Below are 16,783 nucleotides of genomic sequence, written 5' to 3' on the forward strand. Positions count from 1 at the left end.
TCAGGGATGTGGTACTAGGTCAAGCCCTTTCAGGCCACCGCGCCGGTCGGCAGCCTGTAGTCCTCGAGCTGCTCCCGAAGCCGCGTCTTGAGGATTTTGCCCGTCGCCCCCAGCGGCATCGACTCGACGAACACCACGTCGTCCGGAATCTGCCACTTGGCGGTCTTGCCTTCGTAGAACGCGAGCAGCTCCTCGCGCGTGACCTCGGCGCCGGGCTTCCTGGCGACGATCACGATCGGGCGCTCGTCCCACTTCGGGTGCGCAATGCCGATGCAGGCGGCTAGCGCCACCGCGGTGTGCGCGACGGCGATGTTCTCGATGTGGATGGAGCTGATCCACTCGCCGCCGGACTTGATCACGTCCTTGCTGCGGTCGGTGATCTGCAGATAGCCATCGGCGTCGATGGTCGCCACGTCGCCGGTGGGGAACCAGCCGTCGACAAGCGGATCGCCGTCCTCGCTGTTGAAGTACTTCTTGACGATCCACGGCCCCTTCACCAGCAGATCGCCTGTGGCATTGCCGTCCCACGGCAGTTCGACGCCCTGCCCGTCGACGATCTTCATGTCGACGCCGAACACCGCCCGCCCCTGCTTCTCGAGAACGGCCAGCTGCGCCTCGGCGTCCATCGACAGGTGCTTCTTCTTGAGCGCGCACAGCGTGCCGAGCGGGCTCATCTCGGTCATGCCCCAGCCGTGCAGCACGTCGACGCCGTAGGCCTGAAAGCTGCGCAGCATGGCCGGCGGGCAGGCCGCGCCGCCGATCACCGTGCGTTCGAGCGTGGAGAACTTCAGGTCGTGGGCCTGCAGATGGCCCAGCAGCATCTGCCACACGGTAGGAACGCCGGCCGCGAAGGTGACGGCTTCGCTTTCGATGAGTTCGTAGATGGACTTGCCGTCCAGCGCCGGGCCGGGGAACACCAGCTTGCAGCCCGTGAGCGCTGCCGAATACGGGATGCCCCAGGCGTTGACGTGGAACATCGGCACCACCGGAAGCATGGCGTCGCGTGCCGACAGGCCCATCACGTCCGGCAGGGCCGAGCCGCAGGCGTGCAGCAGCGTCGAGCGATGGCTGTAGAGCGTCGCCTTCGGGTTCCCCGTGGTGCCGCTCGTGTAGCACATGCTGGATGCACTATGCTCGTCGAAGCTGGGCCAGGCGTAGTGCTCGAACTGACCGCCGATCCAGGCCTCGTAGCTCACCAGGTTGGGGATGCCGCTGTCTGCGGGCAGCTTGTCGGCATCGCACAGCGCGATCCATTGCCGGACCTTGGGGCAGCGGGCGTGCACGGCCTGCACCAGCGGCAGGAAGCTCATGTCGAAGGCAAGCACCCGGTCTTCGGCGTGGTTGACGATCCAGGCGACCTGGTCGGGATGCAGCCGCGGATTGATGGTGTGCAGCACGCGGCCGGCGCCCGAGACGCCGTAGTACAGCTCCAGGTGCCGATAGCCGTTCCAGGCGATGGTCGCGACGCGGTCGGACATCGCCAGGCCTTGCGCGTCGAGCGCGTTGGCCACCTGGCGAGCCCGGCGCGCGACCTCGGTCCAGGTGCTGCGGTGGATGTCGCCCTCGACGCGGCGCGAGACGATCTCGGCATCGCCATGATGGAGTTCGGCGTAGGCAATCAGGTTGGAGATCAGCAGGGGCTGGTCCTGCATCAGGCCTTGGAGCATGGATTTCCATTCGTGAAGGTTTGAGAGCGGGGAGCAAGAAGGAGGGCCGTCATCCATCGATGACGATCTTTCTCTGTGCGACGAGCTGCTTCCACATCGCCAGTTCGTTGGCGATGGTCCGCGCCACGTCGGCCTGACCGGCGACGACGGTCTGCCCGAGCTCCTGCATGCGCGCGACCACCGCAGGGGTCGCCAGCACCTCGGCCAGTGCCTTGCGCATCGTCGCGGTCACTGGTGGCGGCAGGCCGGCCGGGCCCATGAGCGCGAACCAGCCCGGCGCGTCGAAGTTCGGCACACCGCTCTCCGCAACGGTCGGCACATCCGGCACCGCGGGCAGCCGCTGTAGCGAGCTGACACCGATGGCGCGCAGCCTGCCGCTCGCAATGAAGGACGACGTGCCCGTATAGGTCAGGAAGGCAAACTGCACGTCGCCCGCGATCAATGCGGTGATCGCGGGCACGGCGCCACGGTACGGCACATGCACCGCAAAGGTCCCGGTGCGCAGCTTGAGCAGCTCGCCGGCAAGATGGCTGACACTGCCGGCGCCGCCCGACCCATAGCTCAGCTTGCCGGGCTCCTTGCGCATCGCCTCGATAAGCTCGCGCGTGCTGCGGATGCCGCTGGTCCCTGGCACGACGAGCACCTGCGGCAACTGGGTCGCCATTGCGATGGGCGTAAAGCCGGCCACCGAATCGTAGCCCGGGTTGCGCAACGAGGGCACGATCGTCAGCGGCGCGTTGTCGAGCAGGCCGAGCGTATGGCCGTCAGGGGCGGACCGCGCGACCTCGGACGCAGCGATGGTGCCGCTCGCGCCGGGCTTGTAGTCAACAACCACGGGCTGGCCCAACAGCTTTCCCAGCGGCACCGAGAGCTCGCGCGCCAGGATGTCGGAGGAGCCGCCCGGGGTGTAGCCGAGCAGCAGGCGCACCGGCTTGCTCGGCCAGGCTTGCGCCTGCGCGCGCCCGCCCAGCATCGCCAGCGCGATGGCGGCTGCGCCTCCGGCAAGCGCCGAGCGGCGCCGCGGATCGAAGATCGCTGCGTGCATGGCCGCCACCTACGCGACGTTCTTCAATGCGAACTCGTTGAGGTGCCCGGAGGGCAGCGCCTCGAGACCCGGATCCGCCGGCAGCTCGACATCGAACCAGCGCTTGAGAACGCCGGAGATCAACTCGTAGCAGGCACCGATGCGGATCACCTCCATGGTCTCGAAATTGATCAGCGTCCCGGCGCGGCGATAGATGTGATAGCGGCGCAGGCCATAGTCGACGGTGATGTCGGCGATCTGCTTCAGTTCATCGGGGATATCCTCGACGCTGAACCGCGTGCCGCTCCCCGAGATGTTGGCCGACGAGCCGAACAGCGGCACCACCTCCTCGCGACTCAGACGGCACAGCTCCGTGTGGAAGACGCCGGCGTTGACCAGCGTGCTGATCGTGCCGGCAGCCGTGCTCGCCTTGATGGCGTCGTCGTCCAGCTTGCGGATCAACGGGTGGTCGTGCCGGAACGTGCCGACCACGCCCAGCGGCAGGTCGTGGTCGACGACGAGCGCCTCCACCATCTGCTGCGCGCGGGGCGGCAGCGTGTGCAGCTCGCGCTGCGTCTCCAGGTCGGCTGCCATGGCATTGCGCTTGTGGCTGCCTCGCCGCTTCGTGTCGTAGATCTTCTTCAGCGGATCCATGGAGGAGCCGCAACAGGCGTAGCCCGTGTCGTTGGGCACGATGGCGATGCCGCCGTTCTTGATCACGTCGATGGTGCGACGGGCGTCGCCGGCAATGTCGAGTCTGCTCATGTCTACTCCTTGGGTGGGTTCGGTGGGTTCAGTTCGATCAGGGGGTTCAGAGGGTCAATTCGAGAATCCGGGGCCGAGCCGCATGCCCATGGCCTTTGCCTGCTCGGCATCGAAGCGCCGGCACGCGTCGTCGTAGTGCTGCCCGTAGGCGCCGCCTCGCACCACGCCGGGTTCGGTGGATTCGTAGAAGCCATTCCAGCCGGCCGGCAGGCGCGGTGAATCGGGCGTGGCCAGCCACAGGCGGAACAGCAGCCGCTTCTTCTCGGACTCGGGTTCGTCCTGGAACTGGGTGCGCGAATGCAGCGCGGTGAAGTTGCTGAGGATCTGCAGGTCGCCCGGCTCAAGCCGCATCGAGTACATGAAGGTGGGCCGACGCACGATCTCGTCCAGCAAGTCCATCGCCTCGCGCTGCTTCGCGGTGATACGCGGCGCGCCCGGCAGCTTCTCGCCCTGCTCCACGCGGTTGCGCACCCACATGCAGAACACCTGGCCGTCCATCTCGCCGTACACCGGCATCAGGCGAAAGGCGGCCAGCCCCTCGGCCTGCTCGCCTTGGCGGCTGAAGGGCAGCGGCTTGCGCAGGGCGTCGGCCAGGTCGGGGCGCTCGGCCAGCAGCTGGCGCCAGGCCGCGGTCGAACTCGCGCACATGCTGTCGCCGCCCAGGGGCGCCTGGTTGAAGCAGCTCAGGAGCACGATGTCGGCGCCGTCGACATGGAAGTCGAGTTCGGCATTCGACGAATAGCCGCGGCCGGTGGGGCTGCGGTAGACGGTGCCCGCGTCCTGCACCCGGTTGATGTAGCGTGTCATCTTGTCCTGCGGGCGCGCCACGCCGACGTGGAGGCCGACGGCCCAGGTCAGCAGCTCGAACTCGTCCGCCGTAACGCCCTCGCGCGGAAAGCCCTTGAGCAGCGCGACGCCCAGGCCGTGCTGCGCCTCGTCGACTGCACGGCGGATCTTCGCGATCGCCGCGGCGCCGAAGGGAAAGTCGCCACGCCGGTAGCCCAGCAACGGCTGTCCGGACCGGTGGCCGGCGCGCAGTACCCGCAGCAGGTCGGCGCGCTCGGCATTGTCGAAGCGCGTCATCCAGCGCGTGTCGCGTGCCAAGTCGGCGCTGTGCCAGGCGGCGGTGTCGCGACCAGCGGCCGGAGTAGTCGTCGCGGTGCTCATCGTGCAATGGCTCCTGTCGATTCGGATCTATTCGAGCGGGAAGCGCTTGGCCAAGGCGTCGGCGCGATCGCGCTCGCGCTGCACCATGGCGGCGAACTCGGCGGGCGTGTTGCCCAGCGGCTCGGCGCCGATGGTCGTGAAGGCCTTGCGCACCGCCTCGCTTTTCGCCGCCTCGCGCAACGCGGTCGCGATGCCCTGCTGGATGTCGGCTGGCGTTCCCTTCGGCACGAAGATGCCGTACCAGGTGGTCGCGTCGAAGCTGGTAAAGCCCTGCTCGATGGCTGTCGGCACCTCCGGCAGGATCGACGAGCGCTTGTTGCCCATGGTCATGATGACCTTGAGCGCGCCGGAGCGCACATGCGGCAGCACCGCCGTGCTGCCGGCGATGGCGAACGAGACGTTGTTGGCCACCAGGTCGGTGATCAGCTGGCCGCCGCCCTTGTAGTTGGCAACGATCAGGTTGGGCAGCGCACTTTCCTCGCCCAGCATGCGCGCCTGCAGCCGGGCCATGTTTTCGGTGGTGCCGAGCGAGCATGGGGGCGCGGCCGTCTTGCAGTGCCGCACCATCTCGGTCATGGTTGCGACCGGCATCGCGGCATTGGCCGCCACGACGCCGGGCAGCGTCGAGAACGCCGACACCGGCACCAGTTGCGACACGGGATCGGTGCCCTTGAAGGCCGGCAGGTGCCGGATCAGCGTGATCGAGGGCAGTTGCACCAGCAGCGTGAGGCCGTTGGGCTTGGCGTCGATCACGCGGCGGGTGCCGATCAGCCCGTCGGCGCCGCCGAGGTTCTCGACCACCACGGGCTGGCCCCAGAGCTGCGACAGTTCCTTGGCCACGACGCGCGCTTGCGCATCGGTGCCGCCGCCGGCGGCGTAGGGCACCACCATCGTCACTGGGTGCTCAGGCTTCCAGCCGGCCGCGGCCGCGCCTAGCGGAAGACTCGCCGCCGCTACTGCAGCCACTGCAGCCACTGCGGCCAGCGCGGCCATGCATGGGCGCAGCCGTTGGCCGGCATGCCCGAGGAGGCGCGACGCGGATTCAAGCATGCACTTCATCATCTTCATGTCTCCTTGTTCTGTGATCGGCAAGACGCCGGCAGCCCTATCGCTGCACCGTCGTTGCCTCGAGAGGTCTCAATCGACCTGAACGCTGCTGTCGACGCAGCGCACTTCGTCTTGTTCCATGACGGTGTCGGTGGGCATCGTGTTCGACTCCTTCAATAGGCCACGGCCACAGGCGGCCAGGCCCAGGGCCGCTGTGCACGGTCGGCCTGCTGCCAGGCGCGGATGAGGGCTTCATCCCGCAACGTCAGGCCGATGTCGTCCAGGCCATGGAGCAGCGCTTCGCGGCGCAGCGGGTCGATGGGGAACGCGGTCTGCGCCCCCGACGGCGCAATCAGCAAGCGCCGTTCGAGGTCGACCGTGAGTGGGGCTCCGTCGGCGCACCCCGCGGCAAGCGCCTCGACCTCGGGCGCCGGCAGGCGGATCGGCAGTACGCCGTTCTGAAAGCAATTGCTGTAGAAGATGTCGCCGAAGCTGGGCGCGACGACGCAGCGCACGCCGATGCCCTGCAGCGCCCACACCGCGCCTTCGCGCGAGGAGCCGCAGCCGAAGTTGTCGCCGGCCAGCAGGATCGGGGCGCCGCGGAAGGTGGGCCGGTTCAGGATGAAATCGGGGTCGTCGCTCCCGTCGGCGCGGTAGCGCAACGCCTCCATCGCGTAGGGGCCGAGTTGCTCCTTGGGCAGCGAGGTCAGGCGCTCGATGCGGATGATCACATCGGTGTCGATGTTGGCGCGCGGCAGGTACGGTGCAGCGCCGCTCACGACGGTAAAGGGCGCAATGCTCATGCAAGGCTCCCGACATCGGCGATGCAGCCGGCAATGGCCGCTGCAGCCGCCATCGCAGGGCTCGCGAGGTGCGTGCGGGCACCCGGCCCCTGCCGCCCCACGAAGTTGCGGTTGGACGTCGACACCGAGCGCTTCTGCGGCGACACCTGCTCCCCGTTGGCCGCCACGCACATGCTGCAACCGGGCTCGCGCCAGGCGAAGCCCGCGGCTTCGAACACCTCGCGCAGACCCTCAGCCTCAGCGGCGCGCTTGACGTTCTCGGAGCCGGGAACCACCCAGGCCGTGACGCCCGGCGCCACGTGTCTGCCGCGCGCTACCTCGGCGGCAGCGCGCAGGTCGGTGATGCGCGAATTGGCGCACGACCCGATGAACACCCAGTCGACCGGCGTGCCGGCGATGGGCTGCCCCGCTCTCAGGCCCATGTAGTCGAGCGCGGCAGCCAGCGTGTCGCGCTGCGACGCATCGGCGACCGCTTGCGGATCGGGCACGCGGCCGTCGATGGCAATCGCGTGTTCGGGACTCGTGCCCCAGGTGATGGTGGGCCGGATGAGCGAGACGTCGATGGACTCTTCCCGATCGAAAACCGCATCGGCATCGCTGGCCAGCAGCCGCCATTGCGCCACCGCCGCATCGAAGGCGCCGCCCTGCGGCGCGAAGAGACGGCCACGCAGGTAGTCGAAGGTGCGCTGGTCGGGCGCCACCATGCCGCAGCGCGCGCCGAGCTCCACCGTCAGGTTGCACAGCGTGAGCCGGGCCTCGACCTCCATGGCCTCGATGGCGCTGCCCGCGTACTCGATCGCATGGCCGACGCCGGCGGCAGCACCGAGCTTGCCGATGATGTGCAGCGCGAGGTCCTTGGCGGTGACGCCTGCGCGCAAGCTGCCGTCGCAGCGGATGCGCATGCGCCGGGGCTTCTGCTGGCGCAGCGTCTGCGTGGCCAGGGCATGCGTACTCTCGGACGAGCCGATGCCGAAGGCCATCGCACCCAGCGCGCCGTTGGTGCAGGTGTGGCTGTCGCCGCAGACCACGGTGAGGCCCGGCAGTACGATGCCCAGCTCCGGGCCCATCACATGCACGATGCCTTGCCCGGGCTCGCCCAGGTCGAACAGCCGCACGCCGGCAGCGCGGGTGCGGTCGCGCAACGCGGTCCACAGCCTGCCGCCGGGCGCGTAGGTCAGCCCGTTGCGCCCGGGCTGGCTCGACATCGCGTGGTCGGGCGTGGCGAACACCAGTTCAGGGTCATGCACCGGCAGGCCGCGCGCCGTCACCTCGGCGAGCGCGGGCGGCCCGGAGAGGTCATGCAGCAGGTGACGATCGATGTGCAGCAGCGCCCACCCGTCGCCCAGGTCGCGGATGACGTGGGCGTCCCAGATCTTGTCGAAGAGCGTCCGGCCGGCCATCACTTGGCTTCCATGGCGGCGCCGGCATTGAAGCGCTGGCGCAGTGCGTCCCACTCGTTGGCGCCGAAGCGACGGAAGGTCTGGGCCACGCTCTGCGTGACCTCGGGTGCCTTGTGCGTGGCCTTGAGCTGGGCCAGCGCCGCATCACCGGCCTGGATCGCCGCGGCCAGCATCAGGCCGGGCAGGATCGCCAGCTTGTAGCCCATGGCCTCGGCTTCGCGAAGGTCGAAGAGCGGCGTGCGGCCGCCGGCGACCACGTTGAGCAGGCATGGCCCTTTCACGGCCTTGGGCACTGCCGCCACTTCTTCCAGCGACTGCGTGGCCTCCACGAAGACCAGGTCGGCCCCGGCGTCGAGCGCCGCGTTGCCGCGCCAGATGGCCTCGTCCAGGCTCAGCATGGCGCGCGCATCGGTGCGCGCGATGATCACGAACTCCTTCGTGCGGCGCGCATCGGCCGCGGCGCGGATCTTCGAGACGAACTCGGCGCGCGAGACCACTTCCTTGCCGTCGAGGTGGCCGCAGCGCTTGGGCGAGACCTGGTCCTCGATGTGGATCGCGGCGATGCCGCGCGACTCGTACTCGCGCACCGTTCGCGTCACGTTCAGCTCATTGCCGTAGCCGGTGTCGGCATCCGCAATCAGCGGCACGCTGACGGCGCGCGCCATCGTGGCCGCGTTGGCCACCATCTCGCCCATGTCGAGCAGGCCGAAGTCGGGGTAGCCGCGCGCCGCCGCGGTGCCGGCGCCGGTCATGTACACGGCGCTAAAGCCCGCCTGCTCGATCAGCCGCGCCCCGATGCCGTCATAGGCACCGGGGGCGATGAGCATGTCGGGCGCGGCGAGCAGTTCGCGTAGGGAGGGGTTCGTCATGGGCGGCGGTCTTTCAGCGCAGGTTGGTCTTTGCTTGCTTGTCTCAGTTGTTCTAAGACTATCACAACATAACAACAAGTCAACAAGTTATGCTCCCGCCATGAACCTGTCGACTGGAACCACGCCGATGAACGGGGCACGCGGCACCGCCTTGCACCGGCAGATCTATCTGGTGCTGCGCGACGAGATTTCGCGGGGCTTGTTCCCGGGCGGCGCGTTGCCGAACGAGGAAGGGCTCTGCGAACGATTCGGCGTCTCGCGCATCACCGTGCGGCGCGCCCTGGGGGACTTGGCGGCCCAGGGCCTGGTCGAACGCCGGCACGGCCGCGGCACTTTCGTGCGGGGCGAGCCCGGGCAGATGCGGCCCGTGCCCAGCCTTAGCGTGATCGACAGCCTGCGCCAGACGGCCATCGAGACCATCGTCCGCGTCCTCGAGGTCGAGCAGACCGTGCCGCCGGCCGATGTGGCGAGGCTGCTGCAGATTCCGCCCGGCGAGAAGGCCGTGCACGCGCTGCGCATTCGATCCAATCGCAACGGTCAGCCGGCGATGCTGACGGACGCGTGGGTCCCCGTCGCGGTCGGCCGGCGCGTGACGGCGGCGGCACTCAAGAAGAAGGCGCTCTACGAGATCCTGATGATGCAGGGGGTCCAGTTCGGCCGCGTCGTGCAGGAGTTCAGCGCGACCGTAAGCGACCCGCAGCGGGCCGGCCTGATCCAGACCGAGGTCGGTGCGCCGCTATTGAAGCTGGTGCGGCTGATGCATGACATGGACGAGCGCCCGGTGCTGCACCTGACCGCCTACATGGCCGCGGATCGCGCGAGCGTCATGATGGAGATCGCCGGCGCGACCGTGAACACGCTGACGGCAGGGCAGATCGTGCTGGACGCGCCGGTCGATGGCAATCTATTGTCCGGATAGATAAGTTGCGACCAACAAGACCATGACCACCCCAAGCGGCTACACCATCCAGCGCCTCTCCGTCTTCGGCGAGGCTTTCGAGGACGTGGACACCTACGGGGCCAAGCGCCCCCGGCCAGAGTACCTTCGGCAGCTGCTCGCCGGCGAAACCTTCATTGCGTTGGCGGCCGTGGAAAGGTCCAAGGTCATCGGAGGCCTCGCCGCCTACGAACTGAGGAAGTTCGAGCAGGAGCGCAGCGAGATCTACATCTACGACCTGGCCGTCGCCGCTGCGCACCGGCGAAGAGGCGTTGCCACCGCATTGATCCGGGAGCTTCAGCGCGTCGGCGCCGAGCGCGGGGCCTATGTCATCTTCGTCCAGGCAGATCCGCCTGACGCGCCGGCGATCGCGTTGTATTCGAAGCTCGGGGTGCGCGAAGACGTGCTGCATTTCGATGTCCCGGTCCCCTCCCCCACGAGCCGAGCTTGATCCATGCAGGACTACTACGCGGCCCGCGCGAACGAGTACGACGGGATCTACCTGAAGCCTGAACGGCAAGCCGATCTGCGGCAGATCGAAAGCTGGCTTTCGACCGTGTTCGCACGCCGTTCGGTCTTGGAGGTCGCCTGCGGCACCGGGTACTGGACCCAGTTCTATGCGCCGGCTGCAGAGCGCGTGGTGGCGGTCGATGCGGCACCCGAGACGCTGCGCATCGCCGAGACCCGCGTACCGGCGGCGAAGGCGCAGCTCGTCGTGGGCGATGCGTATCGCCTCCCCTCCTCCACGGTAAGGTGCGACGCAGGTTTTGCCGGCTTCTGGTGGTCGCACATCCCGCGCTCGCGCATCGATGAGTTCTTGCGCGGCTTCCATGCAGCGATCGAACCGGGCGCGAAGGTGGTCTTTCTGGACAACCGCTTCGTCCCCGGCAGCAGCACGCCGATTGCGGAGAGCGATGCCGAAGGCAACACCTACCAGGTGCGGACCTTGGCCGATGGCTCGACCCATCGCGTGCTGAAGAATCTTCCGGACCGGGATGCGTTGATGGATATGGTTGCTCCGCACGCGGCGGCCATCGAGTACCGGGAATGGCAGTACTTCTGGGCGCTGGAGTACACGACCCGTTTGTAGGCTGGCGCGGTGGGGTGGCTCGCGGCTCGTCCTCGAAGGCACCTGTCGGCCGAGAGGCGAAGGGAACTTTCGCGGCCTTAGGGTTACGCACTGGCGCTCCCCCTCTTCCACGAGCCCCCATGTACTGCCGAACCCTCAAATACCGCGATGGCATTGGCCGCTTCTCCATCCTTGTGGAGGAAAGGCCGGACGGCTCGCTGGAGCTTTGGGAGCTGGACGTGCCGGGCGGCAGCCTGCGGCGGCGGGTCGTGATCGAGAAGGTGGCGGATAGCTTGGCGCGGGAGGGCAGGAAGCTGCACGTGGTGTGAGGGGCCGCGCGGGTGGAGCGGAAGCGGGCTGATGATTGGCCGCGGTGGTGCGGGCCTCAAGACCTCGAGGCCGTGACGAAGGCCTCCCTTATCCAGCGTTGAGCACTGTGGGCGTGAGTGCGTTCGTGCCACACCATCCCCACTGCGAATCCTTCAACCGGGAACGGGGGATCGAGGAACTGGAGTCTGTCGGCACGGTCGCTCACCAGTCGCGCTGGAACCAGGGCGACGAAGTCCGACTGCGACACGACCTCGGGGACGAAGAGGAATGAGGCGGCGGACAGCACCACATGCCGCTTGTGCCCGAGTGCAGCCAAAGCGGCGTCTACCGGCGTCTCGAAGTCGCCGCCGCGCAAGGACACGATCACGTGCTCCAGTTGCGCGAATTCTGCGACAGTGATCACATCCCGCAACCGTGGATGGCCGCGCCGGCCGATGAGCACGTAACGCTCATCGAACAAGTGTCGGGTGCGAAGGCTTGGCGGCGCAACTCCCGGCGTCAAGAGCGCCAGGTCGACATCGCCGCGCGCCATCTGCGACTCCAACAGCCCCACGTCCAGGTTGCGCAACGCCACGCGCACGCCAGGCGCCCTGGCCCTGAGATGCATGGCGAGGGGCTTGACCACCGCGGCCTGCAGGTAGTCCGTGCAGGCGATCGTGATGGTCAGCTTGGCCTTCGCAGGGTCGAAGTCCTGCAACTCAACGGTGGCGCGAACCTGGTCGAGAGCTTGCCGCAGCGGCTCCAGCAGCTCGACGGCCCTGGTGGTCGGCGTCATCCCTCGCTGCGCGGGAACAAGCAGCGGGTCAGCGAACACGACCCTCAACCGGTTCAATTGCGCGCTGACCGCTGGCTGGCTCAGGTGCAGGCGGGCGGCGGCCTTCGTTACGTTCTGCTCGACCAGCAACGCCTCCAGCGTGACCAGCAAATTGAGGTCGAGGCGCTTGCTATCCATGCGATGGATGGTAGCCGAACAATTCTTCGATTTCACACATGGCGCATGCCAGCCGAGACTTGGCCACGTACCCACAACACTCGATGGAAAGTGACCATGAAGAAGAAGGTTCTGATCGTCCATGCCCACCCCGAGCCCACGTCGCTCACACGCCAGCTGGTCGATGCGTCGGTCCAGACGCTCCAGGCACAAGGGCATGAAGTGCTGCAGTCGGACCTGTACGCGATGCGCTGGAAGGCCGCGTTCGACGAGGACGATTTCCCGAGCCGGACCGACCCGCAGCGCTTGTCTTTCGTGGCAGAGTCCGGGCATGCCTATGCCACCGGCCGGCAGACTGCCGACGTAGTCTCCGAGCAGCACAAAGTACTTTCCGCCGACGCCGTCATCTTCCAGTTTCCGCTGTGGTGGTACGGCATGCCGGCCATCATGAAAGGCTGGGTGGACCGCGTGTGGGCCTACGGCCTGGCATACGGCTACAGGGACGGCGGCAACACCTACCGCTATGGCGATGGCGCCTTCAAGGGCAAGCGCGCCATGCTCGCCGTGGCGGCCGGCGGACCGGCGAGCGACTATTCGGCGCGCGGCATCAACGGGCCGATCGAGGAGCTGCTCTTCCCGATCACCCACGGCACGTTGTACTTTCCCGGCTTCGACGTGTTGCCCACGTATGCGGTCTACGGCACCGGGCGCATGACCGAGCAAGAAGTGGCGCAGGCGCTGCGTGCGTGGCGCTTGCGGCTCGAAGGTCTCTTTGAGGACGCACCCATTCCCTTCCGGCCGCAAAACGGCGGCGACTACCCGGACCGTCACGTGCTGGCCAGCCATGTCGCGCCCGGCCAGACCGGGCTGCTTGCGCATATCGCCGATACGGAGATGGAACGTGAGCCGGCCGAGATCGGGGCGTGACATGAGGACCATCGTGATATTGACCCGCCGCGCCGATGCTGACGCGGAACACCTGGCACGGCTGTCCATGCCGGAGTTGCTGGCAGTGTGGCAGGGCATGGCGGAGGGAACGGTGCGCGCGGCTTATGGACTGCTGGAAGGTGCCGGCGCCGTGCTGGAGCTGGAAACGCGAACCATCGAGGAAGCCAAGTACTACGTCACGTCGCTGCCGTACGTCGAAGAGGACTTGCTGGACGTGCAGTACTGCCCGCTCAAGCCGTTCCCGGCATTCCAGGCGCTCGCCGCAGCCGGCGCTGCATGACGCTTCTTCAACGAACCATCAGGAGACCTCACCCATGTCCACCCTCGTCATCGTCGGCAGCGCCAAAGCCAAGCCGGGCAAGGCCGATGAATTCCGCGCCGTCCTCAAATCGTTGCTATTGCCTACCCTGGCCGAAGAAGGCTGCCTGCGCTACGAGATGAATGAATCCGAGGACGGGCAGAGCTGGGTCTTCACCGAATTGTGGGAAAGCCGCGCGCTGTGGGACCGGCACATGGAGTCGCCGCAGCTCGCGCGGTACAAGGCCGTGATCGAGGAGCTGTCCGAGTACTGGACGATCTTTCGCGGCCACATGGTGCGCCCGGGCGTCTGAGCGGAGCCAGCCATGCCCGCCACCAGCCTCTTTCACATCGCCATCAAGACCGGCAAGCCCGAAGCGACCAAGCGCTTTTACGAGCAGGTCTTCGCCATGTCCGAATCGCCTCGGCCGCTCTTCGAATTCCCTGGCTACTGGATGCAGCTGAACACACCCCACGGCGGATCGATCTTCCACATCTACACCGGCCAGGCGGCTCTCGGCACCGACGGGCGCGTACCGACAGGCAGTGGCGCCATCGACCACATCGCGTTGTCGGCTCACGGCTTCTCCGCGACTCGCGAGCGTTGCCGAGCGCTGCGCATCCCCTACCGCGAGCGATCCGTGCCCGGCTTCCCACTTTGGCAGCTGTTCTGCTACGACCCCAATGGCATCCAGTTCGAACTGAACTTCCACTCGGCCTACGAGGACCTGGGGGAGGTGACGGTCGACCCCGACAACTGGGTCAAGGCGGGATCGGAGTGGTTCGACCCGGAGGTCTACCGGCAATTCGAGATGGCCTGAATCTTCAATATCACATCGCCATCACGGACCACAACGACATTTCGAGCGTTCCGCGCGCCCTCGCCGTAGCTGAAGCGCACAACGTCTTGGTCATTCCCGGTGTTGAGCTGTCGACGGCACAGGGGCACCTCCTGTGCTACTTCCCTGACCACCAGAAGCTCACCCGATTCTTCGCCGGGTTGAAGATCGCTGATGCCGGTATGGGCACTTCGCGGTGTCAGCAGTCGATTCTTGAATGCTTGACGGCGACCGAAGCCCACGGGGGATTTGGCATCCTCGCGCATGTGGATGTCCCCTCTGGCTTCGAACAGGAAAACCCTGGAGCGTCGCCCCATAAGTTCGACGTGATCTGTCATCGCGCGCTCGCTGCGATCGAGCTGAAGCACGCCAACTCAGACGTCTTCTATTCGGCAGGGGACCCCGTTGCCGATCGAGCCCGCATGGGCCAGGCCAGGATCGAGCGACTGGGACTGGGCGCCAAACAGTTTCTGGCACGCGTACTCAACTCGGATTCTCATTCCCTCGAGGCGCTGGGACGAAACGCTGCCAACGACAAGCGGATCACCCGATACAAGATGGATGTTCCCAGCTTTTCTGCGTTGCGCATCGCCTTGGACGACGCCGATGCGCGCGTGCGGATCGAAGACCTGATTCCTCAATCTGTCCCCCGAGTCGTGGGCATCGCACTCGACGGGGGCTTTCTGGACAAGCAGGTCATCCGCTTTAGTCCCAACCTGAACTGCATCATCGGGGGCAGAGGGACTGGCAAGTCGACAACGTTTGAGGGCGTTCGTTGCCTGATCCACAGTCCAGGTGAAACAAGCAAGGTCGTGGACTCCGAGGTTTGGCCAGATCAGCTGCACCTTGTTTGGCAGGACAAGGCCGGGCAGCAACACGTGTTGTCCCGGCACAAGAACCTTCCGATGGAGAACGTCAATGACCCTGATGAGGGCCCTTGCTTCTTCGACATCGACTGCTTCGGACAAGGCGATGCCGCCAAGATCAGTCACCAGGCGCAGAGCAGTCCTCTCGCGCTCTTGGGCTATCTGGACAAGTTCGTTGACCTCAGTGTCGCATCGGGCGAAGAGGAGTCGGCCAGGGAGGAGTTGCTGACGCTGCAGACCGACATTGAAAAGGCGGAACAACAGGTTGCCTTGATTCCGCAGTATGAGCGTCAGCTCGCGACGACGAAGCAAGCCTTGACCGCCATGCAGAAACCGGAAGTCAAGGAACTGATCGAACTCCAGCGTCAGCTCGCGACGGAGCGCGAGTTGCGAGTGCAGATTCAGGACAAGTTGAAGCGGCTCAAGGAAAACAGCGACGTGACCGAGCAGACCACCGCCGCAACGGAGATTGCCGACCTTGCAGACCCGGCAAAGTTGAAGCTCGGTGGAGATGAGTTCAAGGCCATTGCTGCAGAAGCGAACGTCTTCAAGTCGAGCATCACCGATGCACAACAGAAGATAAGCGCAGGGGTTGTGCGGCTTGAGAAGACGATTCTGGGTCAATCCGCCACGTGGCGCGCGAAGGAAACCGAAGCCCAAGCGAGGATTGACGCGAAAAAGAAAGAGCTTGAAGCGCTGAAGGTGACATTCGACATGTCGTACATCGCCAAGCTGGCGTCCGATGAGGCCCGACACGACCAGACGCTGAAGAAGCTTGCCACCTGGAAAACACATCTGGCCGCCCTGCAGCGCAGCCGCCTTGCTGCGCTCGCTCGGCGTTGGTCTGCGCGCGACCGTATTGCGACCCAACGAGAGGCCTTGGGCAAGCAGGCGTCGGCGACGCTCAGGGAAGCCTTGTCCGATCTCAATGTCAGCCTCAAGTTCGGAAGAAGTGCACACTCCCCGGATGCGGCGGAGCAGATCATCAACGCTATGGGGTGGCGGACCAATCAGCAGGTGCGCGCAAGCTATCTCGTGGAAGACCTGACCGTTCCCGTGCTTCTTGACGCGATCAAGCACAACGACGCCAGCCCCCTGACTCACCTTCGGACGAGGGATGGCTTCGCTGCGTTCGACAAGAGCGAGGCACAGGCGATCCTCGACAAGCTTCGCGAGCCTGCGACCAGATTTGCGCTGGAGCGCGTTGCCCTTTATGACTTGCCCAAGCTCCTGGTGACCAAGCAACTAGACGACGGAAAGGGGGGGCGCCGACCGGTTAGCCGTGAGTTTTCCAAGCTCTCCCTCGGCCAGCAGCAGTCGATCTTATTGGCGCTCATGCTATCCGCCGACAGCGATAAGCCGTTGATCATCGATCAGCCGGAGGACAACCTCGATGGTGAGTTCATCTACTCAACGCTCGTTCCAGTGCTTCGACGCGCAAAGGAGCGCCGGCAGATCATCATCGTCACCCACAATCCCAATGTCGCTGTGCTGGGCGACGCAGAGCAAATTGTCGTAATGAAGGCGTTCAATGATCGCGGCGAGATTGTCAGTCGAGGTTCCATCGACAACCCGCAGACTCGGCGTTCCGCGTGTTCAATTCTGGAGGGTGCCATGGAGGCATTCACGCGGCGCGCGAAGATGTACGGCATCGCGATACAGAATCAAACCTGACATCGCGTACGGCGCCATTGCATCGCCTCTAGAGGGCGGCCACCGCCCGACCGTGTAGCGCGCCTGAATCCTTTTCGAAAGTTGGACCCTCAGGAATGTTCAACTTTCTGGGACCAATTCACAGCCCTAGTGGGGCACGTGCATCCTTTG

At 66.0% G+C, this 16,783-nt stretch carries 17 protein-coding genes and 1 pseudogene; 9 read left to right on the plus strand and 9 right to left on the minus strand.

What is annotated here, in order from left to right; translation table 11 throughout:
- Window positions 1-29: 29 nt before the first annotated feature.
- The 8 genes from GXN78_RS29585 to GXN78_RS29620 form a co-directional block, all read right to left on the minus strand.
- A complete protein-coding gene (locus GXN78_RS29585) occupies window positions 30-1,667 on the minus strand; it encodes a 3-(methylthio)propionyl-CoA ligase (protein ID WP_106560129.1) in 1,638 nt (545 codons plus the stop codon).
- 49 nt (window positions 1,668-1,716) lie between these two features.
- Window positions 1,717-2,712: a tripartite tricarboxylate transporter substrate binding protein gene (locus GXN78_RS29590; protein WP_146163162.1), complete on the minus strand. Its 996-nt coding sequence runs from the start codon at window positions 2,710-2,712 to the stop codon at window positions 1,717-1,719.
- A gap of 9 nt (window positions 2,713-2,721) precedes the next feature.
- Entirely contained in the window at window positions 2,722-3,456 is a 735-nt protein-coding gene (locus GXN78_RS29595) for a Sua5/YciO/YrdC/YwlC family protein (protein WP_106560131.1), read from the minus strand.
- A gap of 54 nt (window positions 3,457-3,510) precedes the next feature.
- Window positions 3,511-4,623, minus strand: a complete 1,113-nt coding sequence (locus GXN78_RS29600; protein WP_106560132.1) for a TauD/TfdA family dioxygenase — start codon at window positions 4,621-4,623, stop codon at window positions 3,511-3,513.
- 27 nt (window positions 4,624-4,650) lie between these two features.
- On the minus strand, window positions 4,651-5,691 hold the full coding sequence (locus GXN78_RS29605; protein ID WP_239143015.1) for a tripartite tricarboxylate transporter substrate binding protein: 1,041 nt from the start codon (window positions 5,689-5,691) through the stop codon (window positions 4,651-4,653).
- Window positions 5,692-5,843: 152 nt separating this feature from the next.
- Entirely contained in the window at window positions 5,844-6,473 is a 630-nt protein-coding gene (gene leuD, locus GXN78_RS29610; protein ID WP_181360668.1) for a 3-isopropylmalate dehydratase small subunit, read from the minus strand.
- The gene (gene leuC / locus GXN78_RS29615) at window positions 6,470-7,873 is read right to left on the minus strand and encodes a 3-isopropylmalate dehydratase large subunit (protein WP_106560133.1); all 1,404 of its coding nucleotides are present in this window, start codon (window positions 7,871-7,873) and stop codon (window positions 6,470-6,472) included. Before leuC ends, leuD begins: the two co-directional genes overlap by 4 nt.
- Entirely contained in the window at window positions 7,873-8,742 is an 870-nt protein-coding gene (locus tag GXN78_RS29620; protein WP_106560134.1) for an isocitrate lyase/PEP mutase family protein, read from the minus strand. The genes leuC and GXN78_RS29620 overlap by 1 nt, the downstream gene beginning before the upstream one ends.
- Window positions 8,743-8,842: 100 nt before the next feature.
- On the opposite strand from GXN78_RS29620, the gene GXN78_RS29625 reads away from it, so the two are divergent.
- The 4 genes from GXN78_RS29625 to GXN78_RS29640 all read left to right on the plus strand — a co-directional run bounded on the left by GXN78_RS29625 (window position 8,843) and on the right by GXN78_RS29640 (window position 11,077).
- Window positions 8,843-9,661, plus strand: a complete 819-nt coding sequence (locus GXN78_RS29625; protein WP_181360669.1) for a GntR family transcriptional regulator — start codon at window positions 8,843-8,845, stop codon at window positions 9,659-9,661.
- Window positions 9,662-9,683: 22 nt separating this feature from the next.
- Window positions 9,684-10,130 (plus strand): AAC(3)-I family aminoglycoside N-acetyltransferase, encoded by a 447-nt coding sequence (locus GXN78_RS29630; protein ID WP_106560136.1) that lies wholly within the window; start codon window positions 9,684-9,686, stop codon window positions 10,128-10,130.
- Window positions 10,131-10,133: 3 nt separating this feature from the next.
- On the plus strand, window positions 10,134-10,769 hold the full coding sequence (locus GXN78_RS29635; protein WP_106560137.1) for a class I SAM-dependent methyltransferase: 636 nt from the start codon (window positions 10,134-10,136) through the stop codon (window positions 10,767-10,769).
- Between the two features lie 119 nt (window positions 10,770-10,888).
- Window positions 10,889-11,077, plus strand: coding sequence for a hypothetical protein (locus tag GXN78_RS29640; RefSeq protein WP_106560138.1), 189 nt, complete (start codon window positions 10,889-10,891; stop codon window positions 11,075-11,077).
- Between the two features lie 56 nt (window positions 11,078-11,133).
- Here the strand turns inward: GXN78_RS29640 and GXN78_RS29645 are convergent, their stop codons facing one another.
- Window positions 11,134-12,030, minus strand: coding sequence for a LysR family transcriptional regulator (locus tag GXN78_RS29645; protein ID WP_106560139.1), 897 nt, complete (start codon window positions 12,028-12,030; stop codon window positions 11,134-11,136).
- A 96-nt stretch (window positions 12,031-12,126) separates the two neighbouring features.
- On the opposite strand from GXN78_RS29645, the gene GXN78_RS29650 reads away from it, so the two are divergent.
- The 5 genes and pseudogenes from GXN78_RS29650 to GXN78_RS29670 form a co-directional block, all read left to right on the plus strand.
- Complete coding sequence (locus GXN78_RS29650) at window positions 12,127-12,936, plus strand: NAD(P)H-dependent oxidoreductase (RefSeq protein WP_106560140.1); 810 nt, start codon at window positions 12,127-12,129, stop codon at window positions 12,934-12,936.
- Window position 12,937: 1 nt separating this feature from the next.
- A complete protein-coding gene (locus tag GXN78_RS29655) occupies window positions 12,938-13,237 on the plus strand; it encodes a hypothetical protein (RefSeq protein WP_106560141.1) in 300 nt (99 codons plus the stop codon).
- 34 nt (window positions 13,238-13,271) lie between these two features.
- Window positions 13,272-13,568, plus strand: a complete 297-nt coding sequence (locus tag GXN78_RS29660) for a putative quinol monooxygenase (protein WP_106560142.1) — start codon at window positions 13,272-13,274, stop codon at window positions 13,566-13,568.
- A gap of 12 nt (window positions 13,569-13,580) precedes the next feature.
- Window positions 13,581-14,075, plus strand: coding sequence for a glyoxalase (locus GXN78_RS29665; RefSeq protein WP_106560143.1), 495 nt, complete (start codon window positions 13,581-13,583; stop codon window positions 14,073-14,075).
- Window positions 14,057-16,633 (plus strand): annotated as a pseudogene (locus tag GXN78_RS29670) (TrlF family AAA-like ATPase); the annotation flags it as partial. The gene GXN78_RS29665 and the pseudogene GXN78_RS29670, both read left to right, overlap by 19 nt.
- Window positions 16,634-16,783 lie beyond the last annotated feature (150 nt).

This window comes from Variovorax sp. WS11 (genome assembly GCF_010499245.1).
Taxonomy (GTDB): Bacteria; Pseudomonadota; Gammaproteobacteria; order Burkholderiales; family Burkholderiaceae_C; genus Variovorax.